22 protein-coding genes and 1 tRNA gene are annotated in these 26,091 nt (G+C 64.5%); 10 read left to right on the plus strand and 13 right to left on the minus strand.

Features of this window, described 5'->3' with window-relative positions:
• Positions 1-42: 42 nt before the first annotated feature.
• A complete protein-coding gene (gltB, locus tag AB7535_RS42720; protein WP_247315752.1) occupies positions 43-4,776 on the minus strand; it encodes a glutamate synthase large subunit in 4,734 nt (1,577 codons plus the stop codon).
• A 491-nt stretch (positions 4,777-5,267) separates the two neighbouring features.
• On the opposite strand from gltB, the gene AB7535_RS42725 reads away from it, so the two are divergent.
• Positions 5,268-6,038, plus strand: coding sequence for a hypothetical protein (locus tag AB7535_RS42725; protein WP_354113985.1), 771 nt, complete (start codon positions 5,268-5,270; stop codon positions 6,036-6,038).
• A 245-nt stretch (positions 6,039-6,283) separates the two neighbouring features.
• On the opposite strand, the gene AB7535_RS42730 is transcribed toward AB7535_RS42725, so the two are convergent.
• Both AB7535_RS42730 and AB7535_RS42735 read right to left on the minus strand, forming a co-directional pair.
• On the minus strand, positions 6,284-7,054 hold the full coding sequence (locus AB7535_RS42730) for an alpha/beta fold hydrolase (protein WP_354113984.1): 771 nt from the start codon (positions 7,052-7,054) through the stop codon (positions 6,284-6,286).
• A 153-nt stretch (positions 7,055-7,207) separates the two neighbouring features.
• A complete protein-coding gene (locus AB7535_RS42735) occupies positions 7,208-7,669 on the minus strand; it encodes an Hsp20 family protein (RefSeq protein ID WP_354113983.1) in 462 nt (153 codons plus the stop codon).
• A gap of 207 nt (positions 7,670-7,876) precedes the next feature.
• Here AB7535_RS42735 and AB7535_RS42740 point away from each other — a divergent pair, with 207 nt between their 5' ends.
• The gene (locus AB7535_RS42740; protein ID WP_354113982.1) at positions 7,877-8,824 is read left to right on the plus strand and encodes an alpha/beta hydrolase; all 948 of its coding nucleotides are present in this window, start codon (positions 7,877-7,879) and stop codon (positions 8,822-8,824) included.
• A gap of 145 nt (positions 8,825-8,969) precedes the next feature.
• On the opposite strand, the gene AB7535_RS42745 is transcribed toward AB7535_RS42740, so the two are convergent.
• Positions 8,970-11,780 (minus strand): di-heme-cytochrome C peroxidase, encoded by a 2,811-nt coding sequence (locus AB7535_RS42745; protein ID WP_354113981.1) that lies wholly within the window; start codon positions 11,778-11,780, stop codon positions 8,970-8,972.
• 191 nt (positions 11,781-11,971) lie between these two features.
• Complete coding sequence (locus AB7535_RS42750; protein ID WP_354113980.1) at positions 11,972-13,768, minus strand: adenylate/guanylate cyclase domain-containing protein; 1,797 nt, start codon at positions 13,766-13,768, stop codon at positions 11,972-11,974.
• 214 nt (positions 13,769-13,982) lie between these two features.
• Here AB7535_RS42750 and AB7535_RS42755 point away from each other — a divergent pair, with 214 nt between their 5' ends.
• Both AB7535_RS42755 and AB7535_RS42760 read left to right on the plus strand, forming a co-directional pair.
• Positions 13,983-14,615 (plus strand): LysE family translocator, encoded by a 633-nt coding sequence (locus AB7535_RS42755; RefSeq protein ID WP_354113979.1) that lies wholly within the window; start codon positions 13,983-13,985, stop codon positions 14,613-14,615.
• A gap of 66 nt (positions 14,616-14,681) precedes the next feature.
• Positions 14,682-15,092 (plus strand): GFA family protein, encoded by a 411-nt coding sequence (locus tag AB7535_RS42760; protein WP_354113978.1) that lies wholly within the window; start codon positions 14,682-14,684, stop codon positions 15,090-15,092.
• A 3-nt stretch (positions 15,093-15,095) separates the two neighbouring features.
• On the opposite strand, the gene AB7535_RS42765 is transcribed toward AB7535_RS42760, so the two are convergent.
• Positions 15,096-15,848, minus strand: a complete 753-nt coding sequence (locus tag AB7535_RS42765) for a sulfite exporter TauE/SafE family protein (RefSeq protein WP_028148087.1) — start codon at positions 15,846-15,848, stop codon at positions 15,096-15,098.
• A 92-nt stretch (positions 15,849-15,940) separates the two neighbouring features.
• On the opposite strand from AB7535_RS42765, the gene AB7535_RS42770 reads away from it, so the two are divergent.
• On the plus strand, positions 15,941-16,831 hold the full coding sequence (locus AB7535_RS42770) for a LysR substrate-binding domain-containing protein (protein WP_063986722.1): 891 nt from the start codon (positions 15,941-15,943) through the stop codon (positions 16,829-16,831).
• Positions 16,832-16,948: 117 nt separating this feature from the next.
• Here AB7535_RS42770 and AB7535_RS42775 read toward each other — a convergent pair whose 3' ends face one another.
• The 3 genes from AB7535_RS42775 to AB7535_RS42785 form a co-directional block, all read right to left on the minus strand.
• On the minus strand, positions 16,949-17,914 hold the full coding sequence (locus AB7535_RS42775; RefSeq protein ID WP_085398761.1) for a Bug family tripartite tricarboxylate transporter substrate binding protein: 966 nt from the start codon (positions 17,912-17,914) through the stop codon (positions 16,949-16,951).
• Positions 17,915-17,947: 33 nt separating this feature from the next.
• Entirely contained in the window at positions 17,948-18,730 is a 783-nt protein-coding gene (gene hisN / locus AB7535_RS42780) for a histidinol-phosphatase (protein WP_014491808.1), read from the minus strand.
• A gap of 547 nt (positions 18,731-19,277) precedes the next feature.
• Entirely contained in the window at positions 19,278-20,168 is an 891-nt protein-coding gene (locus AB7535_RS42785) for an N-formylglutamate amidohydrolase (protein WP_014491809.1), read from the minus strand.
• Between the two features lie 329 nt (positions 20,169-20,497).
• Here AB7535_RS42785 and cpdR point away from each other — a divergent pair, with 329 nt between their 5' ends.
• Together cpdR and AB7535_RS42795 are read left to right on the plus strand one after the other, a co-directional pair.
• The gene (gene cpdR / locus AB7535_RS42790; protein WP_007597092.1) at positions 20,498-20,857 is read left to right on the plus strand and encodes a cell cycle two-component system response regulator CpdR; all 360 of its coding nucleotides are present in this window, start codon (positions 20,498-20,500) and stop codon (positions 20,855-20,857) included.
• Positions 20,858-20,930: 73 nt separating this feature from the next.
• Positions 20,931-21,005 (plus strand) — tRNA-Val (locus AB7535_RS42795).
• A gap of 169 nt (positions 21,006-21,174) precedes the next feature.
• Here AB7535_RS42795 and AB7535_RS42800 read toward each other — a convergent pair.
• Both AB7535_RS42800 and AB7535_RS42805 read right to left on the minus strand, forming a co-directional pair.
• Complete coding sequence (locus AB7535_RS42800; RefSeq protein ID WP_354113977.1) at positions 21,175-21,699, minus strand: DUF4440 domain-containing protein; 525 nt, start codon at positions 21,697-21,699, stop codon at positions 21,175-21,177.
• A gap of 158 nt (positions 21,700-21,857) precedes the next feature.
• Positions 21,858-23,156, minus strand: coding sequence for a heme-binding protein (locus tag AB7535_RS42805; RefSeq protein ID WP_085398762.1), 1,299 nt, complete (start codon positions 23,154-23,156; stop codon positions 21,858-21,860).
• A 454-nt stretch (positions 23,157-23,610) separates the two neighbouring features.
• Here AB7535_RS42805 and AB7535_RS42810 point away from each other — a divergent pair, with 454 nt between their 5' ends.
• Together AB7535_RS42810 and AB7535_RS42815 are read left to right on the plus strand one after the other, a co-directional pair.
• Positions 23,611-24,096, plus strand: a complete 486-nt coding sequence (locus tag AB7535_RS42810) for an L-2-amino-thiazoline-4-carboxylic acid hydrolase (RefSeq protein ID WP_354113976.1) — start codon at positions 23,611-23,613, stop codon at positions 24,094-24,096.
• Between the two features lie 11 nt (positions 24,097-24,107).
• Positions 24,108-24,353 (plus strand): hypothetical protein, encoded by a 246-nt coding sequence (locus AB7535_RS42815; RefSeq protein WP_354113975.1) that lies wholly within the window; start codon positions 24,108-24,110, stop codon positions 24,351-24,353.
• Positions 24,354-24,479: 126 nt separating this feature from the next.
• Here AB7535_RS42815 and AB7535_RS42820 read toward each other — a convergent pair whose 3' ends face one another.
• A complete protein-coding gene (locus AB7535_RS42820) occupies positions 24,480-24,959 on the minus strand; it encodes a tautomerase family protein (RefSeq protein ID WP_071909434.1) in 480 nt (159 codons plus the stop codon).
• A gap of 344 nt (positions 24,960-25,303) precedes the next feature.
• Here AB7535_RS42820 and AB7535_RS42825 point away from each other — a divergent pair, with 344 nt between their 5' ends.
• Positions 25,304-25,546: a hypothetical protein gene (locus tag AB7535_RS42825; RefSeq protein ID WP_071917110.1), complete on the plus strand. Its 243-nt coding sequence runs from the start codon at positions 25,304-25,306 to the stop codon at positions 25,544-25,546.
• An 11-nt stretch (positions 25,547-25,557) separates the two neighbouring features.
• Here the strand turns inward: AB7535_RS42825 and AB7535_RS42830 are convergent, their stop codons facing one another.
• Positions 25,558-26,025 carry an NUDIX hydrolase gene (locus AB7535_RS42830; RefSeq protein WP_354113974.1) on the minus strand — a complete coding sequence of 156 codons (468 nt, stop codon included), beginning with the start codon at positions 26,023-26,025 and terminating at the stop codon, positions 25,558-25,560.
• Positions 26,026-26,091: the final 66 nt, after the last annotated feature.

Here is a 26,091-nt window from a genome sequence, read left to right on the forward strand (position 1 = left end):
GAGACGCAGCTATCGCGCTCCTCACCATGAGGGCTTATCGCTCTACGCGCCGATCGCGATTTTCGGCTCGGCGTCCGCGTTGGCGGCCATTTCGCGCAGCGCGCGCCGGTATTCGACCGGCATCACCTTGCGGAATTTGGGCAGCCAGTCCTTCCAGTTGGCAAGGATGTCGGCGGCGCGCTTGGAGCCGGTCGCTTTGGCATGGCGCGAGATCAGGACGTGCAGGCGCTCGACGTCGGAGTCGAGCAGGTTCTTGAACACGTCGACCCGGCCGTGCGCCTCGAGGTCACCCGAGTGGTTATAGGTGCCGGCGTTGATCAGCTCTTCCGACAGCACCGGCTCGAGCTCGACCATCGACATGTTGCAAAGCTTGTCGAAGTCGCCGGTCTCGTCGAGCACATAGGCGATGCCGCCGGACATGCCGGCCGCGAAGTTGCGCCCGGTCTTGCCGAGCACGACCACGATGCCGCCGGTCATGTATTCACAGCAATGATCGCCGGCGCCTTCGACGACCGCCACCGCACCCGAGTTGCGCACGGCGAAACGCTCGCCGGCGACGCCGCGGAAGTAGCACTCGCCCTGGATGGCGCCATACATCACCGTGTTGCCGACGATGATGCTCTCTTCCGGCACGATGCCGCTGTTGGCGGGGGGCTTGACGATGATCTTGCCGCCCGAGAGGCCCTTGCCGACATAGTCGTTGGCTTCGCCTTCGAGCTCGAAGGTGACGCCTTGCGCCAGCCACGCGCCGAACGCCTGGCCGGCGGTGCCCTTGAGGCCGACATGGATGGTGTCGTGCGGCAGGCCGGCATGACCGTAGATCTTGGCGACCGCGCCCGACAGCATCGCACCCGCGGAGCGGTTGGTGCTGTTGATCCTGGCCTCGATCTTCACCGGCGCGCCGCGGTCGAGCGCAGGCGTCGCCTTCTCGATCAGCGTGCGGTCGAGCACCGCTTCCAGATGATGGTTCTGGCGCTCGGAGTGATAGATCTTCTGGCCCTTCTCTTCCTTCTGCTTGACGAAGAGCTTCGAGAAATCGAGGCCCTTGGCCTTCCAGTGCGCGACCAGCCTGGTCTGGTCGAGCAGCTGAACCTGGCCGATCATCTCGTTGAAGGTGCGGAAGCCGAGCGATGCCATGATCTCGCGGACTTCCTCGGCGACGAAGAAGAAGTAGTTGATCACGTGCTCGGGCTGGCCGGTGAAGCGCTTGCGCAGGACGGGGTCCTGGGTCGCGACGCCGACCGGGCAGGTGTTGAGGTGGCACTTGCGCATCATGATGCAGCCGGCCGCGATCAGCGGCGCGGTGGCGAAGCCGAACTCGTCGGCACCCAGCAGCGCGCCGATCACGACGTCACGGCCGGTGCGGAAGCCGCCGTCGACCTGGACCACGATGCGGCTGCGCAGCCGCTCGCGCACCAGGGTCTGGTGGGTTTCGGCGAGGCCGATCTCCCAGGGCGAGCCGGCATGCTTGATCGAGGTCAGCGGCGAAGCGCCGGTGCCGCCCTCGAAGCCCGCGATGGTGACATGGTCGGCGCGTGCCTTGGCAACGCCGGCGGCGACGGTGCCGACGCCGATCTCGGAGACCAGTTTGACCGAGACGTCGCCCGTCGGGTTGACGTTCTTGAGGTCGTAGATGAGCTGCGCCAGATCCTCGATCGAGTAGATGTCGTGATGCGGCGGCGGCGAGATCAGGCCGACGCCCGGCGTCGAGTGACGAACCTTGGCGATGGTCGCGTCGACCTTGTGGCCGGGCAGCTGGCCGCCTTCGCCGGGCTTGGCACCCTGCGCCATCTTGATCTGCATCATGTCGGAGTTGACGAGATACTCCGTGGTGACGCCGAAGCGGCCCGAGGCGACCTGCTTGATCGCCGAACGCATGGAATCGCCGTTCGGCATCGGCTTGAAGCGGTCGGCTTCCTCGCCGCCTTCGCCGGTGTTCGACTTGCCGCCGATCCGGTTCATGGCGATCGCGAGCGTGGTGTGCGCCTCGCGCGAGATCGAGCCGAAGCTCATCGCACCGGTGGCGAAGCGCTTGACGATGTCCTTGGCCGGCTCGACCTGGTCGATCGGGATCGGCTTGCGCTTCTCCTCGTCCGCGTTCTTGATCCGGAACAGGCCGCGCAGCGTCAACAGCCGCTCCGACTGCTCGTTCAGGATCTTGGCGAAGGCGCGGTAGCGTTCCAGCGAATTGCCGCGGGCGGCGTGCTGGAGCAGCCCGACCGACTCCGCAGTCCATGCATGGTCCTCGCCGCGGCTGCGATAGGCATATTCGCCGCCGACGTCGAGCGCGGTCTTGTAGACCTGCGCCTCGCCGAACGCGTCGGCATGACGGCGCACCGCTTCTTCCGCGATCTCGGCAAGGCCGACGCCCTCGACACGGGTGTGGGTGCCGGCGAAGAACTTGCCGACGAAGTCCGCCTTGAGGCCGACGGCGTCGAAGATCTGCGCGCCGCAATAGGATTGGTAGGTCGAGATGCCCATCTTGGACATCACCTTGAGCAGGCCCTTGCCGATCGACTTGATGTAGCGCTTGACGATCTCGTAATCGTCGAGCGAGCCGGGCAGGCGGTCCTTCATCGCGATGATGGTTTCGAACGCCAGATAGGGATTGATCGCTTCGGCGCCGTAGCCGGCCAGGCAGGCGAAGTGATGCACTTCGCGCGGCTCGCCGGATTCGACGACGAGGCCGACCGAGGTACGCAGTCCGACGCGGATCAGATGATGATGCACGGCGGCGCAGGCCAGCAGTGCCGGGATCGGCACCCGGTCGCTGCCGACCATGCGGTCGGACAGGATGATGATGTTGACGCCCTCGCGGACGGCGGCTTCCGCACGCGCGCAAAGCTCGTCGAGCACCTGGTCCATGCCGGCAGCACCGAGACCGGCGTGGAAGGTGGTGTCGAGCGTGCGCGACTTGAAGTGCGACTCGGCCACATCGGAGATCGAGCGGATCTTTTCGAGATCCGCATCGGTCAGGATCGGCTGGCGCGCTTCGAGACGCTTGGTGGTGGCAAGGCCCTGCAGGTCGAACAGGTTCGGCCGCGGTCCGATGATCGAGACGAGGCTCATCACCAGCTCCTCGCGGATCGGATCGATCGGCGGGTTGGTGACCTGCGCGAAGTTCTGCTTGAAGTAGGTGAACAGCGGCTTGGCCTTGTCCGACAGCGCCGAGATCGGCGTATCGTTGCCCATCGAGCCCGCGGCTTCCTCGCCGGTGGAGGCCATCGGCGTCATCAGGATGGAGATGTCTTCCTGGCTGTAGCCGAACGCCTGCTGGCGATCGAGCAGCGACAGGTTGGAGCGTACGCCGGTGGTCGGCACCTTCGGCAGCTCTTCCAGCACGATCTGGGTCCGCTCCAGCCACTCCTTGTAGGGATGGCTCCGGGCGAGCTCGGCCTTGATCTCGTCGTCCGGGATCAGGCGGCCCTGCTCGAGGTCGACCAGCAGCATCTTGCCGGGCTGCAGACGCCACTTGGTGATGATCTGGTCCTCGGGGATCGTCAGCACGCCCATCTCGGACGCCATCACGATGCGGTCGTCCTTGGTCACGAGATAGCGCGCCGGCCGCAATCCGTTGCGGTCGAGCGTGGCGCCGATCTGGCGGCCGTCGGTGAAGGCGATCGCGGCGGGGCCGTCCCACGGCTCCATCAGCGCGGCATGATATTCGTAGAAGGCGCGGCGCTTCTCATCCATCAGGGGATTGCCGGCCCACGCCTCCGGAATCATCATCATGACGGCGTGCGGCAGCGAGTAGCCGCCCTGCACCAGGAATTCGAGCGCGTTGTCGAAGCAGGCGGTGTCCGACTGTCCTTCGTAGGAGATCGGCCAGAGCCGGTTGATGTCCTTGCCGTAGAGCTCGGAGCTCACGGAAGCCTGGCGCGCCGCCATCCAGTTGGTGTTGCCGCGCAGCGTGTTGATCTCGCCGTTATGCGCGATCATGCGGTAGGGATGCGCCAGCGACCAGGCCGGGAAGGTGTTGGTCGAGAAGCGCTGATGCACCAGCGCCAGCGCGCTCTCGAAGTCCGCCTCGTGCAGATCGGGATAGTACTTGCCGAGCTGGTCGGCGAGGAACATGCCCTTGTAGATCACGGTGCGGCACGACATCGAGCAGGGGTAATAGCCCGCAAGGCCGCGGTCGCGGCGCTGGTAGATCGCCTGCGAGATCGACTTGCGCAGGATGTAGAGCCGGCGCTCGAAATCGTCCTCGGTCTTGGCGGTGCCGTTGCGGCCGATGAACACCTGCATGCAGGCGGGCTCGGTCGGCTTCACGGTGACGCCGAGCGAGGAATTGTCGGTCGGCACGTCGCGCCAGCCGAGCAGGGTCAGGCCCTCTTCCTTGATCTGGTCGGCGATGATGCTCTTGATGACGTTACGCCAGGCGGTGTCGCGCGGCATGAACAGCGCGCCGATGGCGTATTCGCCCGGAGCCGGCAATGCGAAGCCGAGCTCCCCGGCCTTGCGGCTGAAGAAGGCGTGCGGGATCTGCACCAGGATGCCGGCGCCGTCACCGGCGCGCGGGTCGGCGCCGACGGCGCCGCGATGCTCGAGGTTGCAGAGGATGCTGAGCGCGTCCGCGACGATCTCGTGGGACTTCTTGCCCTTGATGTTGGCGATGAAGCCGACGCCGCAGGAATCCTTCTCCAGGCTCGGATCGTACAGACCTACAGCCGGCGGGCGCGAATTGTGTTCCTGAATCGGATCAGTCGTTTTCGAGGCGACCGTCGCCGACAGTTCTTCTGCCACGATGTTTGCGCGCTCGAATTGCGACCCGTTCATTGTTCCAATCCTCTCCATGCGGCAAGCTGCCTCACCGCTATCTTCGGCGCACCTTGGGCGTTCCGCGGCACCCGCCTCTGGGTCACCGCTCGTCCGCTGCGAGCCGCATTTTCTTAAATTCAGGCCAAGGCGTTCTTCGTCCCCGAGAACGGCTTTGCCTGTTGCCTTCCTGGCGCTCGAAAGCACCGACTTTCGTTGCAATCCGTATGCCGGAACTGCAAGCAAAATTGAGACAGTCTTCCTGTCCTAACCATCACCTTGCCAAATTTTTGTCTATCACACAAGCGCGCGGAAGTCCCGATTCCCAGAGTGTCAATCAGCGCTTTCCGCATGGCACACGGCCCCGGTTTTGAAGCAAACGCGCCCTGATCCGGCCCTGCCGACGCCGAAATCCCGAATGAAGCTTCGGATCAGCCCTTCGAAAGGCGCGCCACGCCGCAAGAAGCGAAAGAGCGCGAGGCATTCGGGGGCCTGACAGGAGCGTGTCGACCATGAAGTTTTTCACAGGATGTGTGGCCGCTGCCACGCTGGCGCTGGTGGCAACGGCCGCCGAGGCACAAGTTCCGGCCAACGGCGCTGCGCGGGGCGCCTATATCGTGGTCTCGGATTTCGACGGACCCTATGGGCCGCCGGAAGCCGCGCCACCGCCGCCGCGTTACGGGTACGGCTATGGCTACGAGGAGCGCGGCCCGGCGCCGGCGCTGCTGCCGTCGATCGAGGTTTACGCGGTGCTGCGCGACAACGGCTTCTCGCCGCTTGGCATCCCGCGCCTGCGCGGCGGCGTCTACACCATCGCGGTGATCGACCGCCGCGGCGACGACGGCCGGCTGGTGATCGATGCCCGCGACGGGCGAATTTTGCGCTTCATGCCGGCCGCCGACGCCTTCGGCATGGCGCCCAGCGATGAGGTGCCGACGGTTGCACCTTACCGTCCGCAAAGCGCGCTGCCGCCGCCGACCATGGTCCGCAGCGGCCCGCCGCGTCCGCCGGCCTCGATCCCGCATGTCGCCAGCCGCACCGTTCCGCTGCCGAAGGCCGCCCCGCGCCGCGGCGAGGCGCCTGTCGCCGCCGCCAAGCCGGCCGCGCCAGCTGCGCAGCAGGCAGAAGCGCCGCAGGCGCAGCCCGCCCAACAGACCGCTGCCGTGCAGGCAAAGCCCACTGAAGCCGCACCTCAAACCGCCGCGCCAACCGTCGGTCAGGCCAAGCCGGCTCCGACGATCATGCCGACGCAGGAGATGCCGGCGGCGCAGGGGCTGGACTAGCGCGTTGCTAATTTGACGCGACGGTGCGGGTTACAGATTCGGTGTCGTCCCTGCGAACGCAGGGACCCATACCGCGTGATCTATCGACGGGGATGAGGTGCGAGTCCCGAACGACGAGTCTTCGCCAAACTTCTCCCTGGGGTTATGGGTCCCTGCGTTCGCAGGGACGACATCGGGGAGAGGCCTGAGCAAAGCAAAAAGCGCCCAAAACGCTCGGGCGCTTTTTCATTGCGGCAATCGCGCGCTCAGCTGCGCGGATATCCCGCGGCTTCCAGGATCAGATTCGCCACGTCCTTCGGATGCGACACCAGCGAGAGGTGGCCGGCATCGAGCTCGATCGTGGTTGCGTTCATGCGCTTGGCGAGGAAGCGTTCGAAATCGGGATTGATGGTGCCGTCGTTCTTCGACACCGCGTACCAGCTCGGCTTGGTGTGCCATGCAGCTTCCGTGGTGCGGCCGGCGAAGATCGAGGCGGCCGTCGGCCATTGCACGGCGTAGAGCTCCCTGGCCTGCTCCGGCTTCACGCCATTGGCAAAATACTTCAGGAAGGCGTCTTCGGAGAGCTTTGTGTAGCCGTCGCGTTCGACGATGCCGGCGCGGGCCGGGCCTGCCGGAAACTGCTTCGACAGCGCGACGAAGTCTTCGTTCGCATCGGGCGCGCGTGCGGCGACGTAGACGAGGCCGGTGACCTTCGGGTCGTTGCCGACCTGGCTGATGACAGTGCCGCCCCAGGAATGCGCGACCAGCACGGTCGGACCATCCTGTTCGGCCAGCGCGCGCTTGGTCGCCTCGACGGAGTCCGCAAGCGACGACAGCGGATTTTGCACGGCGGTGACGTGCAGGCCTGCGGCCTGGAGGATCGGGATCACCTCCGACCAGCTCGAGCCGTCGGCCCAGGCGCCGTGCACCAGCACGATATTCTTGGCTTTCACCGTCTGCGGCGTCTGCGCGTGAGCCAAGCCGATGGGGGCCGCCAGCAGGCTCGCGGCGACGAAAAGGCTGCGCCAAAGTGACATGATCGTGCTCCGTATTGTTTTTGCTGCGATGCCCAAAGGACGGAGCGCGTGGTCGCGGCGTTACGTGTCCTCACCGTTCTGTGATGCAATGCAAAACGAAAAAACGCCCCGGGGCACCGGGGCGTTTTCGCAACTTGGCGGCTGTCGACGTGCTTAGGCGGCGACCGAGCTCTCGATCACCTGCGCCTTCGGCGCGCTGCTATTGATGGCGATCTGGCGCGGCTTCTTGGCTTCGGGAATCTCGCGCACGAGGTCGACGTGAAGCAGCCCGTTCTCGAGCGAGGCGTCCTTCACCTGCACGAAGTCGGCAAGCTGGAAGGCGCGCTCGAAGGCACGCGCGGCGATGCCGCGGTAGAGCACTTCGGACTTCGAGTTCTCGTTGGCGACTTTCTCGCCCTTGATCGTCAGCGTGTTTTCCTTCGCGACGAGGGAGAGCTCGTCCTTGGCGAAGCCAGACACCGCAACCGTGATGCGGTAGGTGTTCTCGCCGGTACGCTCGATGTTGTAGGGGGGATAACCGGGGCTGCCATCCGAACCGGCCTGATCGAGCAGGCTGAAGAGGCGGTCGAAGCCGACGGTGGAACGGTAAAACGGAGTCAGGTCGTAGGTACGCATAGTCTAGTCCTCCATTGAGCGACTGTTGGTAACCCGCCCGCCAATCGGGCCGGGCTTTAGTCTGTGTGCAGCCTAATGTTCCGGTTCCGAAACACTGGTAGCGGCCTGCACCATGGTGATATGGGTTCAGGGGAACGGCGTTCAAGAGGGCGGCAAGTTGCGCCTTTTCGGCGCTCCAGCCCCTTGATTTGCAGCATTTTTCGCCCAATGACGCTGATCTCGATTCCGTCCAATCCCGTTCCCGAAGACGTCGTCAGCGGCACCATCAAGACACCCGATGGCGCCGAGCTGCGCTTTGCGCGCTGGGCGCCGCCGGCGAACCGCAAGGGCACGGTCTGCGTCTTCACGGGACGCAGCGAGCAGATCGAGAAATATTTCGAGACCGTGCGCGACCTGCGCGACCGCGGCTTCGCGGTGGCGATGATCGACTGGCGCGGGCAGGGCCACTCCTCGCGCCGCCTGCGCGATCCGCGCAAGGGCTATGTGCGCGACTTCTCCGATTTCGAGATCGACGTCGAGACCTTCGTGCAGCAGGTGGTGCTGCCGGATTGCCCGCCGCCCTTCTTCGCGCTCGCCCATTCCATGGGCGGCACGGTGATGCTGCGGGTGGCGCATTCCGGCAAGCGCTGGTTCGACCGCATGGTGCTGTCGGCGCCGATGATCGACCTGCCTGGCCGCGCCACCTCGTTTCCGGCGCGGGCGCTGCTGAAGACGATGCGCCTGATGGGGATGGGCGGTCGCTATGTCCCCGGCGGCAGCGACCACATCACCGGGCTCAATCCCTTCATCAACAATCCGCTGACCAGCGATCCCGTGCGCTATGCGCGCAATGCCGCGATCCTGGAGGAGGATCCGACGCTCGGGCTCGCGTCACCGACGGTCGCCTGGGCCGATACCGCCTTCCGCGCCATGAACACCTTCAAGGGCAAGAACTACCCTTCCCAGATCCGCCAGCCGATCCTGATGCTGGCGGCCTCCAGCGACACCGTGGTCTCGACCGCGGCGATCGAGGAGTTCGCCTATCATTTGCGCGCCGGCTCCCATCTCGTGATCGCCGGTGCCAAGCATGAGATCCTCCAGGAGCAGGACCGCTACCGCTCCCAGTTCTGGGCCGCCTTCGACGCCTTCGTGCCGGGCACGCCGCTGTTCAAGTGAGGTGACGGAAACTTCCTGAGGACGGCTGATCGTTCCACAATCTCCGTCATGCCCGGGCTTGTCCCGGGCATCCACGCCTTGCTGCGCGATCAAAGAATGTGGATGGCCGGGACAAGCCCGGCCATGACGATGAACCTTCTCAACCTCACAGCGTCTTCAGATACTCGATCAGGTCGTAGCGCTCTTGCTCCTTGAGCACGCGGCCGATGGTGCCGTCCTTGCCGGGGCCCGGCGTGCCATCGAACGAGTGGCCGGCATTGCTGTTGCCGAAGGTCTCGGCGCCATCAGACGCTCGCGTCGAGAAGCGCGACTGCCCGGTCTTGCAGCTCTCGCCGTCGAGGACCGCGAAGCCGACCTGCTTCGGATCGTAGTCGCGACCACCACCCATGCAGAACGATTTGGGGCGCTCGGCCGCGGGGCTCAGCATCCAGTAGAGCGAGGGCACCGATCCGTTGTGCAGGTAAGGCGCGGTGGCCCAGACGCCGTTGAGCGGGCGCGCGCGATACCAGGGCGGCGGCTCCTTCGCCTCGGCCGGCTGCGGACCTGGATTCGGGCAGTTTTTGCGCTCGCCCCACCAGGCCTGCTGAACCTTCGGGTCGATCTTCGCATCGTCCATCGCTTTGCGGCTGACGATGTCGACGAGCACCATCAGCCCGACCGAGTACGGCATGTCGGTCGAGGAGATAGCCGGCAGATTGCAGCTCCACCAGGCATTGAGCTTCTGCGTGGGATCGAGCTCGAGAAAGCCCGGGACCTGAACCGTCCGCGTCGCCAGCACGCTCGCCTGAGCGGGATCGGTCCCCATGCCTTTGACGCTTTTCTGGACCTCGTTCAGGAATTTGTCTTTGCCGATGGTCTCCCAGCGCGACGAGGACCAGATGCTCTGGTCCGGAAACTCGGTGTCGAACACGGGATCGTTGACTGGCCCGAGATGGCATTCGACGCAGATCTGCGCGTAGAGCTTGCGGCCGTTCTTGACGCGCTCGCCATCGATCTTCCAGGCATTGTCGCCGAAGATGTCCGACGGCCATTTCGGCGATGTCAGTCCGGAAAGCTGCTTTTTCGGATAGGGCGCCGACCCCTTCAGCAGATCCTCGATCCAGTTCAGGTTCTTGATATCCATCGACGAGCGGAACAGCGTGTCCTTGGGGCTATTGTCGGACAGATTGAGCAGCGCCGTCACGCCCAGCGCTTCGCCGGCGTTGCGGATCAGCGGTTGTTCGATGGACGCGTCATATTGCGCGAATTTGAGCCAGGGCACGGTCCAGATCGGCGGGAAGCTGACCGGCGCGTCCTTGGCATGCAGATTCTTTTCGAAGCCGCTGAGGCCGCTGAGCGTCATGTCCTGGGCGAAGACCTGATTGCCGATGCGGTTGAGCGCGTCGAGACGGCCGTATCCTTCCTCGGTGTCCTGCTGCTTCTCTTCCCGCTTCGTCTTCTCATTGAACCTCGTCTTGCCGTCGATGGTTTTCGCGTAGGTCTTCTCCCAGTCGATCAGGAACGTGCTGATCGTGCGCAGCTTCTGCTTCAGCGCATCGCGATCCGCATCGCTGGCGGAGGGGCCGAGCACACGGTCGGCGAAGCGCGTAAAGCGACCCGGCACGAGCAGCGTGTAGGCGATCGACAGACCCGTCGTGACCTCGAGCTTCCTCAGATCGGTCATCGCCGGGCCGCCGTCGAAACGGATGTCGATGCCTTTGTAGTGAATCTGGCCGGTGTGGCAGGCGGCGCAGGTCAGGCCGATCCGGTCCTCGCCGACCTGGCCGGTCGCAGGATCCGGTACGCCGGTCATGCGCGCAAAGCCGACGGGCAGGCCGTCGACGTTTTCAGCCTGGGCGCCCCAGTTAACCGGCGGATCCCAAAGCCGCGCCGGCACGGGCTTAGTCTTGTCGTAGACGTTGGCATAGCCGAACCGGCGCAGCGTGGCGTCGTCGGTGTTGATCGTCTGCGGGCTCGGGATGAAGCCGAAGCGCTGCAGATGGTCGCTGTCATGCAGCATCCCGGGCTTTGCGAAGAAATGAAGCCGCGGCTGCTCGAGCGCCATGAACCAGCTGTAGGGCACCGGGAAGGTCGCGGTGCCCTGACTGGCGTGATGAAACCAGTGCCGGTCCTCCAGCGCCCAGTTTTGCTCAAGCCAGTACGCGGCCCGCGGTTCGACAAGCTTCGGCAATGGCGGCGCCACGAGGTCACCGAGGATGCCGGGCAGCATCGGCTGGAATTGATCGGGAAAGCGCAGCGCGACGACGCCAAAGACGAGGAGCGCGGCGACTAACCCGCCGGCAACGCGCAATATGAGCGAGGGCGGGGTGACCGGCTGGCTGACGACTCGCTGCGTGATCCTCTCAGGGAATTTGCGCTCATTGAACAGCGTACGCACGTCGGCGATGGCGAGATAGCGGTTCTCGCCTTCGCCCTTGCCCATGATCTTCAGCAGGATGGGCCATTCGAATTGCATCAAGATCCGGTAATACCAGCGCGCAGCGCTCCCGGCGCGCTTGAGATTGTCGCGCATGTAGGTCTGTATTTCCGACGCGTTGATGCCGGGCTCGGTGCCGCCGCCGTTCGGATCGGTATAGTCCCTGCCGAAGCTGGCCAGGCGGGCGATCTGATCCTCGTTGACCTTGCCGTCGACGCCGAGGATGCGCGAACCGGCGCCGCGCTTGTCCAGGGGGCCGCCGCGCAGCGCATCGAGCTGTGCGCCCGAAAAGATGCTCTTCAGGATGTGACCGAAGCCGTTGGCGATCAGTGCGATGCCGCGGGTCTCGACACGGGCCACCGTCTTCATCAGCCCCTTGTCGCCGCTCGCATTCGCGATCGTCTGCGATAGCTTGCCGATCGGGACGGTCCCGCCGTCGACGAAACCTTCGCCGACGAGGCCGCGCAGGAAGGGGCAGGGATTGTCTGGCGAGACCTGGATCGAGGGATCGAAGGGAGGCTTCGAGGCGGGGTCGTTCATGGCCCAAAATCCTGAAAACAGCGAATCGTGAAATGAAGACGCGCCGATAGAGCGCGGAAAGTCCTAACAAACCGACAGCAGCTTATACTACTTCAGCGTGTAAAGAAGTGTGGCTGAATTCACTGTCCCGTCAATAAAAGTCGGCCCGCGGTTTGCGAAGGGACTGGATCGGGACCGAGAAGGCCCGCCTGTCAGGACTCGGCCGCGCGTTTGACGTCGCTTTGCACCAGGGTCAGCTTGCTGAGCGGCACGCCCGCGTTCAGAAGCCCCTCGCGGTAATGGGCAAGGTCCTCGGGCCGCTTCCAGTGGAAATTGCGCAAGTGACGATCGACATTGAGCGTCGGGTAGTTGCGCATCAGCACGCCGACGGCCTCGCCAGCCTCATCGTCCCGGCCCAACTGTGCCAACGCCGCGGCACGGATCGCCAGCGCCTGCATGTGGTTCGGGTTGATGTAGAGCTGCTCGCGCGCCCAGGACAGGGTCGCGTCGTATTGCCCCAGCAGATAATGGCTGAAGGCGTTCAGCGCGGCCCATTGGTAGCGCGGGTCGCTATTGTCGCGCTGCGCGGCCATCGAAAACAGCTCGATCGCCTCGCGGTGCTCGCCGATGACGAAATGGCAGATGCCGAGCACGCCGCGTGCGCCGTTGTCGTAGGGGTTGAGCGCGACCGCGCGCTTGGCGGCGTCCATCGCGGCCTCGTAATGCGCCTCCATGGCATGCGCCCAGGACAGGATCGAGAAGGCGAAGGAGGAGCGCGGGTCGAGCCGGACGCTGGTCTCGGCGAGGGCCATCGCCTCGGCCCACATCTCGCGCGTGCCCTTGACCCACCCGAACTGGATGCTCTGGATCTGGATCGTGGCGAGATAGGCGTGCGCGATCGACAGTTTGGGGTCGAGGCTGATGGCTTCGCGGAACAGGCCGACGGCGGTGGCCAGGTCCTCCTTGGTCTGCCGGTAGTAGTGCGACAGCCCCTTGAGGAAACGGTCCCAGGCGGTCACGTCGGTGGAGAGCCGCGCCGGCGCCGAGGCCTCCGCCCGGACGATCTCGGTGGCGATGGCGGCGGACAGATTGGTAGTGATCTCGTCCTGCATCGCGAACAGTTCGCCGATGTCGCGGTCGTAGCGGCCGGTCCAGAGCTGCTCGCCGGTCTCCGGCGCGACCAGCTCGGCGGTGACGCGGATCTTGGCTCCGGCGCGCCGCACCGAGCCCTGGATCAGATAGGTGGCATCGATCTCGCGCGCGATCAGGCGGGTGCTGGTGTTCTTGCCCTTGAACGCGAAGGTCGAGTTGCGGCTCAGCACGCGATAGAAGGATTGCAGCGACAGCGCGTGGATCAGATCCTCGGTGAGGCCGTCGGAGAAATATTCGTCCTGGGCGTCGCTGAGATTGGCGAAGGGCAGCACACCGACGATCGCTGTGCGGTACTGCTGCGACAGCACCGACGCCTCCCGGAGCTCGGGCGCGAGCGCTGGCGCACCCTCGGGCATCCAGGTCCAGACCCCGATCGGGTCCTTGATGTTCTTGAAGCGATGGTTGCCGGCATCGACCAGCAGCGCGGTCAGGTGCTTGCTCGCCTCCCGGTAGGCCTTGGCCGAGATGGCGAAGCCGCCGGGGCTCGCCACCGCTTCGAGGCGGACGGCAATGTTGACGTCGTCACCGAATACCTCGTCCTCGTCGGCGATGACGTCGCCCATGTGGATGCCGAGGCGAAACTGCATGGCGCGCTCGGCAGGCAGGTGGTGGTTGCGCTCCGCCATCAACGTCTGCATCGCGATCGCGGCCTCGACAGCGCCGACGATGCTCGGGAACTCCAGCAGGAAGCCGTCGCCGGTGTTTTTGACGACGCGGCCGCCATGGTTGAGGATGATGGGATGGATCGCGCTGCGATGGGCCTTGAAGGCGGCATGGGTGCCGGCCTCGTCGCTGCCCATCATGCGCGAATAGCCGGCGACATCGGCGCAGACGATGGCGGCCAGACGTCTTTCCATAATCCGGAGCTCCAAGGGATCGATGACCGGCCCCCGCGTGGCAGTCGCCTCGAATCCCGCATTTCCAAGAACCCTGCCTTTATAGAGCAGATAAGGCCGAGCGAAAGCATCATCCGCATTGCAAATTTGAGGTAAATTCTCCGCAATCCTGGCGGTGGACGGCGGCGGCCGAACCGAATAAGCCCGCCTTTCAAGGCTGACGGGGGCACCTCACATGCTGGGCATTCACGAGATCTGGCTCTTCATCCTGTCGGGCATATTGCTCAACATCACGCCCGGCCCGGACTCGGTCTACGTGATCGGCCGCAGCATGCAGATGGGCTGGCGGGGCGGCGCCGCGGCCGCGCTCGGCATCAGTTTTGGCTGCTTTTTCCACGTCGCGGGCGCGGCAATCGGCCTTTCGGCCCTGCTGATGGCCTCATCGACCGCCTTCTCGATCCTGAAGCTGGTCGGCGCGGCCTATCTCGTCGTGACAGGACTTCAGATGCTGTGGTCGCGCCCGGCGCTGGCCGCAGCCATCGACGAGCCGGAGCAGAGCCCGCTGCGGCGGGTCTTCCTCCAGGGCGTCTTCACCAACGCGCTCAATCCCAAGGTCGCGCTGTTCTTCCTGGCCTTCCTGCCGCAATTCGTCGCAGCCGATTCCCCGCACAAGCCGCTCGCCTTCCTGACGCTCGGCCTGATCTTCATCTTTACGGGAACGTTGTGGTGCCTCGTGCTGGCGGCGTTCGCGGCAAGGGCGGCCCACCGGCTGCGCAAGTCTGAGGGCGCGATCGCCTGGGTCAACCGCGCCCTCGGCGGCCTCTTCATCTATCTCGGCATCCGCGTCGCCATGCTGGAGACGCGGTAACTCATTCGAACGGATGACTGGTACGGCATGCAGTCGGCCCGATAGAGGCCGCGCGGGGAGGTTTCGATGGTTCGTGGAAGCTGCCTATGCGGCGCCGTGCGTTTCGAGATCGATCAGGTGCGTGCGCTCACGCATTGTCATTGCGCCAATTGCCGCAAGCTGACCGGTGCGGCCTTCGCGACCTACGCCCATGTCGATGCCGACAAGTTTCGCTTTGTTGCCGGCGAGGACATGACGTTGGCTTACGAATCCGCACCGGGGAGCTTCCGCCATCGCTGCAAGACCTGCGGCTGCCTGACGCCGGGCAAGGCGAGTTATCTGCCGACCGTCAGCATTCCCGCCGGCCTGCTCGATGACGATCCCGATGTCAGGCCCCGCCTCCACGTCTTCACCTCGTCGCGCGCACCGTGGTGGACGATCCAGGACGATCTGCCCCAGCACGAAAAATGGGTGCCTGGCTACGAACCCAAATCGTAGGCCTCAGGCGAACTCCTTCAGCAGCGCGCTGCCCGCGAGATAAACGCCGAGCAGGATCATCGCGATCAGGAACCAGCGGCGAAACGCTTCCGCCGGCATCCGCGCCCGCACCGACTGGCCGACGAACATGCCGGCAAAGGCCATGGCCATGCCCACGGCGCCCGGCACGGCGTTCGCCGGCGTCAGCAAGCCGCCGGCGGTGAGATTGAAGGCGAGCGCCAGCGTCGCCGTTGTGAAGAACACGCCGAGCGCCTGCACCAGCTCGTCCTTCTCCATGCCGATCGCCTGCATGAACGGCATCGAGGGGATCACCTGCACGCCTGTCGAGGCCGAGATCACGCCGGTGATCACGCCGACCACGCCGCCGACCCATTTCTCGTTCTGCGGCGCGACGTGGAACTTGAATTTGCTGAGCCCGATGATCGCGTAGATCACGAGCAGGATTCCGAGCACGATCGTGCCGTAACGGGCATGCGGGCCGGTCAGCGCGCCGGCATTGAGCCAGCATCCGATCACGGTGCCGATCATCAGCGGCCACAGTCGCCTCAGGATGTCGCGCAGATAGGGGCCGGCGAAGGTCTGCCAGATATTGGTGACGATGGCGGGCACGATCACGATGGCGATCGCGCGGCTCGGCGCCATGTTCACCGCGAGCAGGCCCATGGACACGGTCGGCAGGCCGAGCCCGACCACGCCCTTGACGAATCCGGCGATCAGGAAGACGGCGGCGATGAGGATGAGGAGCGGGTCAATCATATCTTGCACATTGACCGAAGCCGCGCGCGGGCACAATCTGGAGGTTACGGAGACAGCCTTCGTTCCTGGCGGAGGCTGAGGAGAATCCAGCCATGCGCTTCGACCTCGTCGACCTCCAGCTCTTCATCGCGGTTGCCGACCAGCGCAGCATCACGCGCGGCGCCGAGCGATCGAATCTCGCCTTGGCCTCTGCCAGCGCGCGCATAAAAGGGCTCGAGGACGCGCTCGGCGTCGCGCTGCTCAAGCGCGGGCGGCGCGGTGTCGAGCTGACTGCGGCGGGCGAGAGCCTGCTCGATCATGCACGGGTCGTGATGCACCAGGTCGACGCCATGCGCGGCGATCTCGCCGGCTTTGCCAGCGGCGTGCGCGCGAGCGTGCATTTTCTCGTCAACACCTCGGGGCTGTCGGAGCATCTGCCGAAGGCGCTGGCGGGCTTCCTGCGCGAGCATCGCGACGTCGCCATCGACATCGAGGAGCGCGAGAGCACCGATATCGCGGCAGCAATCACCGCCGGTGCCGCCGATCTCGGCTTTGCCGCCGAGCACGCGCTGCCCGACCATATCGAGCGTTTCGTCTTCAGCGAGGACCACCTGACATTGGTGACGTCCAGGCGCGGTCCGTTCGCCGGCCGCCGCCAGATCGATTTCCAGGAGGCGCGGGATTGTGATTTTGTCGGGCTCACCAGCGCCACTGCGCTCCAGATGCACATTTCGAAGCACGCCGCCCGGCTCGGCATGCGTCCGCATTACCGTGCGCGTCTGCGCGATTTCGACGCGATCTGTCAGATGGTCGCCGCTGACGTCGGCATCGCCCTGGTGCCGATATCCGCCGCCCGCCGCTGCGCCAAGCTGATGCCGCTGGCCATGGTCCGCCTGCGCGATGCCTTCGCCAACCGCAAGCTCGTGATCTGCGCACGCAGCTTCAAGGCGCTGCCAAGGCCGGCCAAGATGCTGGTGGAGCATTTGCGGGCGGCGGCGGTGTGAGGGCGGCTTTTTTGATGTGAGCCTACGCTGCGGCTGTGCGCACAACTGCGCTCCCTCCCCCGCAAGGGGGGAGGGAACGCACCTACCTCGTGGCGGCATCACGACTCAAGCCGTTGATCACTTCGCCGTCTCGACGCCGGCGTCCTTGATCACCTTCGCCCACTTCGCGGTCTCGTCCGCGATGAAGCTGCGAAAATGCTCCGGCTCGTCGCCGATCAGCGTCGCGCCTTGGGCGGCGAGCTTTTCCTTTACGGCCGGATCCGCCATGGCCTTCGTCGCCAGGCCATGCAGCGCGGTGACGATCTCCTTCGGCGTGCCCTTCGGCGCCACCATGCCGTACCAGTTCTCGATGCGAAGATCGGCAAAGCCCGCTTCCGCGGTGGTCGGCACGTCGGGCGCGGTCGCGGAGCGCTCGGCCGAGCCGACCGCGATCGGCTTCAACGCGCCCGCCTTGACCTGCGGCAGCAGCACCGGAAGATCCAGGAACGTCATCTGCACCTGCTGGCCCAGGAGATCGTTCACCGCGGGCGCCGCGCCGCGATAGGGCACGTGGACGATGTCGATCTTGGCCGTCAGCTTGAACAATTCGCCGGCGAGGTGCGGCAGGCTGCCGGGGCCGGAGGAGGCGAAATTGAGCTTTCCGGGCTGCGCTTTGGCCAGCGCGATCAGCTCGCCGATGTCCTTTGCGGGCACGTTGGTGGCAACCACCAGCATTTCCGGCACGGTCGCAACCAGCGTCACCGGCGTGAGGTCGCTCGCGGTGTCGTAGGCGACCCGCTCCATGCTCGGGCTGATCGCGAGCGCGCCGGCTGAGGAGATGGCGATGGTGTAGCCGTCGGGCGCGGCCTTAGAGACCGCGTCGGTGCCGAGCACGCCGCCCTGGCCGCCGCGATTGTCGATCAGCACCGGCTGCCCTGACAGCTCCGACATACGCTGGCCGATCACGCGGGCAATGATGTCGTTGGGCCCGCCGGCCGGGAACGGCACGATCAGCTTGATCGGTTTTGCGGGGAAATTCTGCGCGGAGGCGAGGGCGGGAAACAGGAGCAGGAATGCGAGGAGGAGCTTAGGCCAGTTGTTCATGCAGGCTCTTTTCATGCACGCTCCTTGGGGCGCTTATCCGTTGAGCAGTTTCAGTGCTTCTTCGTGAACTCTAGCGTCGCCGGCCGCGATGATGCGGCCGCCGCCCTGGGCCGGCTTGCCTTCCCAGGTGGTGACGACGCCGCCGGCGCCGGTCACGATCGGGATCAGGGCTGCGATGTCGTAAGGCTTCAACTCGGTCTCGACCACGAGATCGACGTGACCGGCCGCCAGCATGCAATAGGAGTAGCAGTCGCCGCCATAGCGCGACAGCCGCGCACCCTGTTCGATGCGGCTGAAAATGGCGCGGTCGCGTTCGTTCATCAGCAGCGGGCTGGTGGTATAGCTCGTTGCTTCCGACAGCGAGGCGCAGCGGCGGACCTGGAGCCGGCGCTCGCCGGACGGGCCTTTATAGGTGGCCGAGCCGTTGTCGCCGGAGAAGCGCTCGCCGATGAAGGGCTGGTGCATCATGCCGTAAACCGGCGCGCCCTTGTGCAGCAGCGCGATCAGCGTGCCCCAGATCGGAAAGCCGCCGATGAAGGATTTCGTGCCGTCGATGGGGTCGAGCACCCAGACATAATCGGCGTCCTCGCGCTCATTGCCGAATTCCTCGCCGACGATGCCGTGCTGGGGGAAGCTCGCCTTGATCAGCCGGCGCATCACCGCCTCCGCGGCGCGGTCGGCCTCCGTCACGGGGTCGAAATCCTTGGTCTTGCTCTTGTCGTCGATCGACAGCGAGGTGCGGAAGAACGGCAGGATGGTTTCGCCGGAGGCGGTGGCGAGCCGTCCGATGAAGGCTGAGAAGTCGATCACCGTCACGGCGCATCCTCAAAACGAAAGTCGGGTGAAGCTCGCTCTTGCCTAGCTCAATTCGCTTCTCGCGTGCAGCGCTGAGTTGGTTTGCTCCCTGGTATTTTGGATGCCGCAACCGGCTGCCCCATCCCAGTCATATGCTGGCCAAATATCGATCATAGAGTTGAAAACTTAGTTCCGAGTATGCCTTGTTCGTATGCAAACGGTTATCAACCCATTGAATTTCCTTATCAAAGAAACTGAATCTGGGTTTCGCTATAAGCAATTGAGCCATGTGCATATTGCATGGGAAACGGCTCAAAAGCCCTTGCACTTTGTGCGTCGCGGCCGCATATTGTTGCGGTGCGGTAGCGCTCTGCGTTACCGCTGCCCTCCTTGGGCGTTTCCTCCCTAGACTTGGGCCGCTTCTTCATCAGAAGCGGCCCTTTTTTCTTTGAGCCTCGATCTTCACTTCGAGCGCGCGAAAACGCGAAGCGAAGATTCGGCGCACGATACGCTGGCAGCTTGATCTGATGTTTGATCGGCGACGCGATCGCGCGGCGACGGCTCGCTATTATTCCGCCGCGGCCTGGAACGGGCCGAGATCGCCGAACGGGATCGTCGTCGCCAGCACGTCGGCGAGCACGCCGAAGTCGCTTGCCACTTGCGCAAAGCGCGGACTGCGCTCGCGCCGCCGCTCGTCCATGTAGATGGCGCGGTTGAGCTCGAGCTGCACCGCGTGCAGCCCGCTCGCGGGGTTGCCGTAATGCTCGGTGATGAAGCCACCGGCATAGGGCTTGTTGCGGCCGATCGAATAACCGAGCCCGCCCATGGTCTCCTCGACCCTGTCCGGAAGCAGCGGCGTGCAGCTCGTGCCGTAGCGATCGCCGATCACGATGTCGGGCCGCCGCGGCTCGTCCCTGCTGACGCCGACCGAGGGCATCGAGTGGCAATCGACCAGCACCACGGTGCCGAACATCTGGTGCACCTTGTTGATCAGCCGGCGCAGCGCGCGATGATAGGGCTTGTAGAGCGTCTCGATCCGCGCCAGCGCATCGTCGACCAGGATGCGTTCGCGATAGATCTCCTGGCCGTCGCCGACCACGCGCGGGATGGTGCCTAACCCGCCGGCGACCCGCATCGAGCGGGTATTGGCAAAGCTCGGCAGCCGTCCGGTGAACATGCGGGGATCGAGCTCATAGGGCTCGCGATTGACGTCGACATAGGAGCGGGGAAAGTTGACCCGCACGGTCGGAAAGCCGCGCTCGCTCAAATGGCCGATCAACTCGTCCATGAAGGAATCTTCGGACCGCCGCAGCGTCGTCAGGTCGATCCTGGAGGCGCTGAGGAATTCGTCCGGATAGGTCGAGCCGGAATGGGGCGAGTTGAAGATGACAGGCGCGCGCCATTGCGCGGGCTCCACGATCTCGAAGGCGGGCGACACGTCGCCGTCAAACCGGGTCATCTTCTCAGGCTTCGTCCCTTCGCGCCGCGGGATCCGGGTCTCGGATCGAATTGATTCGGCCGGTGGAGCGGCTCTTATGTGTCGTCATTGTCTGGAATCGCAACCATTCTGCCAAGCGAAAAGATGTGATTGGCGCTGGAACATGTCTTAACCGTGTAGGCAGGGAAGCGGGGATGCGCCGGCGCGGCTCGATTGATTCGTGCCGCATTCGGGTTCACAAGGGACCGGCAGCGCAGCCAGCCCAGGGTAAAGATTTTCACCCCAAATTTACCCTCTGTCGGGCTTAGTAACCTCTGCTGATATCCTCTGGGGATTTGACGTTTCCTGCCATGCCCAAAATCCTGCTCGCCGAAGACGACAACGACATGCGCCGTTTCCTGGTCAAGGCGCTGGAAAACGCTGGTTTTCAGGTCTCGTCCCATGACAACGGCATGGCCGCCTATCAGCGGCTCCGGGAAGAGCCGTTCGAGATGCTGCTGACCGACATCGTGATGCCGGAGATGGACGGCATCGAGCTCGCCCGCCGGGCCTCGGAACTCGACCCCGACATCAAGATCATGTTCATCACCGGCTTCGCCGCGGTCGCCCTGAACTCGGATTCGGACGCCCCCAAGAACGCCAAGGTGCTGTCCAAGCCCGTGCATCTGCGCGAATTGGTCAGCGAAGTGAACAAGATGCTGGCGGCCTAAATCGGCCCCCTTCGGTCCTTGCACCGGCTCCCCTGAGCCGTTATAGGGACCCGACCCGATCTAGAGACATCTAGGGCGCGTAGCTCAGCGGGAGAGCACTACCTTGACATGGTAGGGGTCACAGGTTCGATCCCTGTCGCGCCCACCATCCTTCGCTCGCGATAGCGAGAGAAGGATGCCACGCCGAAGCCCAAAGGGCGCAGGCGGGCTGCCCGCCGCGAGCTTCGGCCAGGCAAGCCCAAACAATCCGCGATTGCGCAATCCGGGATTTGCCCCGGTTCTACAGCGAGCCACGCCCCGGCAATACTCGATCGCAGCTATTTCAGTTCCGTGTTCGCGACCGGCAGGACGGAGGCGACGGACCAGCCGTTCGCATCCCGCACGTAGGTCTGGCTGATCAGAAACGTATTCTGTTGAGCTGGCTTGCCGGGAAGGCCGCGTGTGAAGACGATGGGAACGAGGACCTGCATGACCTCGTTCGAGATCACGGCGACGTGGAATTTCGACATGTCGGGTTCGAGGTGCCAGGTGCCCTCGTAGTAGCCCTTGAAGCGGTCCGCGACCGCATCTCGTCCTCTCGTCTCGATGCCTCTCGCAAACAACAGCGTGCCGGGCGAATTCCACAGCATGGCCTTCACATCGTCCGCGTTGTGCGCATTCTGCGCGGCAATGAATTTTTCGAAGATGGTTCGCGCCTGCGCATCATCTGCCGCGGCCAGCGCCGGCCCGGCCGACCAGGCGGTCGCCGCGAGAAACAGCGCTGCAGCAATTGCCGCAACATGACCGCGCCGTGCAAACGGTCGTAGCCTGATCGAGTCTCGGGACATCTTGGAAGGGGGCATGATCATCTCTCTTTTGGATGACAATGATCATACCATTGATCGCCGCGCCGGCTTTTCAGGATCGCGCGAGCGGAGGTCGCCGTTGCATCACGGATGCGTTGGTTCAGCCACGTCCGATACCGCGGACGTGGCGCATCGTCGTCACACCGCCATTCGCCTCACGTCAGCGGCAACAGATGATCCGGGATCGGCACGGGTGCTGCCGGCACCAGCGATGCGACCGAGACGTGCGGCCAGGTCAGCCCGGCGAAATCCAGCATGACCTTCTGTGAATACTGGATCTGCGTCGTCGCCACCCTGACGTGGCCGCCCTTGAAGCCCTTGTTGGGCACGAACGGGATCGCGGCGACGAAGCTCGGAACCAGCGGCACGTTGCTCCTCTGCCGCGGTTGCAGGATCACCGGCGGCGTTCCGGGCGGCAGGGCCGGCACGTCGATGTCGTAAACCACCGTCTCGATCCAGAACACTGCGTCCATCTGGAAGGCGTTGGCGTTCGAGCCATTGCCGCCCGGCGTCGGAACGGGCAAGCCCTGAAGGAACGCGATGTTCGCGGCGCCGCCGGCAAAGCTCGGCGCCTGCGGATGCGGGCCGGGCGACGGGATGGCCGGCAAGGGGCCGCCGGACAGCGGTGTGCCGGGCTTCGTCGAGGTCTCGATGACGATGGTCTGCGTGATGGTCTGATGCGCGATCTGATCGCGCAGCACCGTGTTCGGGTCGGTGATCATCGCCTGGGTGAGCTTGCCGGAAGCCATCAGTGCGGTCAGATCCTGAGGTAGCCTGCGAGTCGTCTTGTTGGTCGCGGTCTGGTTCTGGAATGTGATCTTGTTGCCCGGATTGCCGCCGATGAACGGTGTGATGTCGATGGCCGCGATGGTTGGCTTACCGGCGACCGGAGGCAGCGCGGTGCCTTGCGCAGTGATCGTCGTGCCGTGCGGGATCGACGCCATGCGCGCGACGGTGAACGGCTCGTGCGGATTGGTGGTGGCGGGCACCGCCAGCCAGATGCCGGGTTCGAAGTGAATGCCCACGGGCGTTCCCGTGGTGATGTCGTTGATGGTCTGGAGGTACGGCACGCCGTTGAGGAATGCATCTGCCTGCTGCAGCGAGCCGCGATTGGGGATCGAGCCAAGATTGTTCGAGAACGACATCGTCTCGTCGGTGAGATTCAGCTCCAGCACGTTGTCGTCGGGGTCGGTGGTGCTGATCGGCCCCGGCATCGGCGTCGGCGTGATCTTGCTGTCGGGCCGGAAGATCGTATTGAATCCCTGTCCTGTGAAGGTGCCCGTGAAGGCCGACAGCGGACCGAGGATGGGCGGCAAGGTGACCGGCGGACGCGCAGCTCGCGCGGCGGCCCCCGCGGCGGGCTGCGCGGCGTCCCTGAACACCTCGTCGACCTCGTGGATGGAGAAATTCGCGGTCTTGGTGAATGCACTGGTGAGTGGTTTGGGCTCGTCCATGGTGATCCCTCGCGGTGCTGCAACTGTCGATGCCGGCATTTCCCCGGGCCGGCTGTCCGGGCAGGTGAGTCCTGCGCTATTGCGCCTCCTGATCCCGCCCGATGCCGGGCATGACAACATCGTTCACGCGCGCTCATGCGCGCGTGCCGACTTCGAACATCGATCGGCCCTACGTTGTTGGCCGGGCCGGATACTGAACGGATCTGCGTGAATCGATCGTGATTTTCAACTTGTGGTTAGGGCAAATGTGCGGTCGGGAAATAGCCGAGCCCTGCGAACTGAGTGAAGCATTGCTTCCTTCTCCGTGCTCGAAAATGAGATCATCAAAATGGATGTCGGGCGCCTGGCCGGCTTCGGTTATGCTGGACTATCATACAACCTTAAGATGGTCGCAAATGTGGTCCAGGTCACAAGGCCAAAGAGTCGCAGCAACGAGAGACGAGCGAGGCTGCCCATGAGCGTTTCCGTCATCGAGCAAGCAAAAATCCAGGCGCAGGTGCTGGTGCCGCTGGTCAAGGCATTGCAGGCCGAGCTCGGCGAGGCGCGCGCCAACGCGCTGGTGCGCAAGGCGCTCGGCGATCTTTATCGCGGCTTCGGCGAGGAGTTCTGGAAAACGAAGAACGAGACCGAGAACAAGACCGATCTCGGCAAGGCCGTCTCGTCGGCGTTCAAGACCTATGCCCGTGACGACGCGCTCGCCTATGACATCGTCGAGCAGACGGCGGACACCTTCGCGTTCGACGTGACGCGGTGCGCCTATGCCGAGTTCTACAAGGCACTGGGCGAACCGGAGCTAGGCTTCCTCCTGGTCTGCACCGCCGATTTCGCGACCGCGGAAGGGTTTGGTCGCGACGTCAGGCTCACGCGCACGCAGACCATCATGCAAGGCGCCAGCCATTGCGATTTTCGCTACCGGCGCGATGCCGGGGGATCACAGTGAAGGGAATGCAAATGATGCGGGCAAGCTGCCTTGCCGTGGCTGCGCTGGCGCTGATGGCATCACGCGCCGATGCGGCGATCATCGACTGGCAGGCCGAGCTCCAGCGCTGCCGCGTGCTGCGGCAGAACGTGGCGCCGCTGCTTCAGGCCGGCGAGGGGATATCCGCCGTCGGCCGCTCCAACAAATCCGTCCGTCGCTGCATCTGGATCCAGCGCATGGCGGTGCGAAAAAAGATTCCCGGCGCGGAGGCGTGGTAGCAGGCGCCCGTCAGGTGGACTGGCTCTTCTGCCGGAGCAGCAGGTCCTTCAGTCCTGTCGGATAGAGGCTCGGTCCGCCCTGCGGAGCGGCGTCTTGCGTCGATCGACAGTCCTGCGGGCGTCGCCTCAGCCGGCGGACACGCCCGGCTTGAACAGGGCTCCGACCGGCAGCTTTTCCTGGAGGTCATACGAACTCGGCCGGTTCTCCTTGACCCATCTTTTTTCGGCGTGGGATTCGAATGGCGGCGGAATTTGCCCCTGAATCGACCAAAGGTCGGCCGGTAGCTCGTCGATGGTGACCTCCCAGTCGTATCCCCGGTCCTTGACGTAGGGCGCGATCAACTTGTCGACTGCTTTCACCCACCATTCCCTGATGACGGGGCCGGGCATCGTCCTCGCCATGTGGTCGATCTTGAAGCGGACGAATTTCTCGTGCGAAGCTCCGCCGACATAGACCGAACCTGCGGCGACTTCCTCGAAGATCATCACGGCGTAGAATTTCGGGATGGGAATCCTCGCATACATTGCGGTGACCTTCTCTGCGAATTCCTTCTTGTCATGAGCCGAGTAGGCCCCGACGGGGTGATAGACTTTCCACAACGGCACTCGAGTTCTCCTTGACGTTGGCTGGTTCTTAGGGAAGCCCGCGCAGCATTTGGTATGATGGGGATAATATCACTGACTGCGCCGTCGACTCTTCAGGATCTGGCGATCCGCGGTAACCGCTGAATCACGTCTGCGTTGGCTCAGCCTTGTTGGGGCCGCCACAGCTGGGCGAGCCGGAGCTCGGCTTTTCTCCTTTGTCTGCACTTCCGACTTTGCGACTGCGGAAGGGGCCGGCCCCGACGTCAAGCTGACGCAGGCGCAGACCATCATGCAAGGCGCGCGAGCCATTGCGACTTCCGCTACCGGCGCGACGCGGGGGGATCACAGTGAAAGGAATGCGAACGATGCGGGCGACCTGTCTTGCAATGGCTGTGCTGGCGCTGATAGCGTCATGCGCGGATGCAGCGGTGATCGACTGGCAGGCCGAGCTCCAGCGCTGCCGGGCGCTGCGCGCGAACATCGCGCCGCTGCTTCAGGCCGGCGAGGGGATATCCGCCGTCGGCCGCTCCAACAGGTCCGTCCGTCGTTGCATCTGGATCCAGCGCATGGCGGTGCGAAAGAAAATCCCCGGTGCGGAGGTTTGGTAGCCAGGCGCCCGTCAGGCGGACTGGCGCTTCCGTCGGAGCAGCACACCCTTCAACCCGTTCGGATAAAGGCTCGGCCCGCCCTCGACGTCGAGCTCCGCAAGGTCGAACCAGCGTGCGACGATCTCTTCCCCGTTATCCTCGCGGAAGTCGATGCGGTCCTGGCCGCTGAACGCGCCGTCTGGAAGCGCGACCTCCGCGATGAACATCACCTCGTGCCCGGTCGATCCCTCGTGCAAAAAAATGTTCTCCATCACCAGCGGCTCGCCGATGATCGTGATGTCGATGCCGAGCTCTTCGTTGAATTCGCGCAACAGCGCAGTTCGCCAGCTCTCGCCAAACTCGATCTCGCCGCCGAGCGGCCTGACGCCCTTGATCCGCCCCGCATCGTCGCGCACCTCGGCCGCCAGCAGGCGCCCGTCCCGCCAGTGCAGGCCGAGCGCGACGACGCGGATGTGAGGGTGGGGCCGCCACGTGGACATGGGGGCATCGTTATCGTGCCCGCCGCCGCTGCGCAATGCGCGGTGGCGAGGCCTTGTCGGGCTTGA

Origin of the sequence: Bradyrhizobium sp. 956_D2_N1_4, assembly GCF_052076025.1 — a bacterium.
Classification (GTDB): Bacteria; Pseudomonadota; Alphaproteobacteria; order Rhizobiales; family Xanthobacteraceae; genus Bradyrhizobium; species Bradyrhizobium barranii.

Coding starts and splice junctions, on each gene's coding strand:
- gltB (WP_247315752.1), bottom strand. CDS start 4,776: ATGAACGGGTCGCAATTCGAGCGCGCAAACATCGTGGCAGAAGAACTG.
- AB7535_RS42725 (WP_354113985.1), top strand. CDS start 5,268: ATGAAGTTTTTCACAGGATGTGTGGCCGCTGCCACGCTGGCGCTGGTG.
- AB7535_RS42730 (WP_354113984.1), bottom strand. CDS start 7,054: ATGTCACTTTGGCGCAGCCTTTTCGTCGCCGCGAGCCTGCTGGCGGCC.
- AB7535_RS42735 (WP_354113983.1), bottom strand. CDS start 7,669: ATGCGTACCTACGACCTGACTCCGTTTTACCGTTCCACCGTCGGCTTC.
- AB7535_RS42740 (WP_354113982.1), top strand. CDS start 7,877: ATGACGCTGATCTCGATTCCGTCCAATCCCGTTCCCGAAGACGTCGTC.
- AB7535_RS42745 (WP_354113981.1), bottom strand. CDS start 11,780: ATGAACGACCCCGCCTCGAAGCCTCCCTTCGATCCCTCGATCCAGGTC.
- AB7535_RS42750 (WP_354113980.1), bottom strand. CDS start 13,768: ATGGAAAGACGTCTGGCCGCCATCGTCTGCGCCGATGTCGCCGGCTAT.
- AB7535_RS42755 (WP_354113979.1), top strand. CDS start 13,983: ATGCTGGGCATTCACGAGATCTGGCTCTTCATCCTGTCGGGCATATTG.
- AB7535_RS42760 (WP_354113978.1), top strand. CDS start 14,682: ATGGTTCGTGGAAGCTGCCTATGCGGCGCCGTGCGTTTCGAGATCGAT.
- AB7535_RS42765 (WP_028148087.1), bottom strand. CDS start 15,848: ATGATTGACCCGCTCCTCATCCTCATCGCCGCCGTCTTCCTGATCGCC.
- AB7535_RS42770 (WP_063986722.1), top strand. CDS start 15,941: ATGCGCTTCGACCTCGTCGACCTCCAGCTCTTCATCGCGGTTGCCGAC.
- AB7535_RS42775 (WP_085398761.1), bottom strand. CDS start 17,914: ATGAACAACTGGCCTAAGCTCCTCCTCGCATTCCTGCTCCTGTTTCCC.
- AB7535_RS42785 (WP_014491809.1), bottom strand. CDS start 20,168: ATGACCCGGTTTGACGGCGACGTGTCGCCCGCCTTCGAGATCGTGGAG.
- cpdR (WP_007597092.1), top strand. CDS start 20,498: ATGCCCAAAATCCTGCTCGCCGAAGACGACAACGACATGCGCCGTTTC.
- AB7535_RS42800 (WP_354113977.1), bottom strand. CDS start 21,699: ATGCCCCCTTCCAAGATGTCCCGAGACTCGATCAGGCTACGACCGTTT.
- AB7535_RS42805 (WP_085398762.1), bottom strand. CDS start 23,156: ATGGACGAGCCCAAACCACTCACCAGTGCATTCACCAAGACCGCGAAT.
- AB7535_RS42810 (WP_354113976.1), top strand. CDS start 23,611: ATGAGCGTTTCCGTCATCGAGCAAGCAAAAATCCAGGCGCAGGTGCTG.
- AB7535_RS42815 (WP_354113975.1), top strand. CDS start 24,108: ATGATGCGGGCAAGCTGCCTTGCCGTGGCTGCGCTGGCGCTGATGGCA.
- AB7535_RS42825 (WP_071917110.1), top strand. CDS start 25,304: ATGCGGGCGACCTGTCTTGCAATGGCTGTGCTGGCGCTGATAGCGTCA.
- AB7535_RS42830 (WP_354113974.1), bottom strand. CDS start 26,025: ATGTCCACGTGGCGGCCCCACCCTCACATCCGCGTCGTCGCGCTCGGC.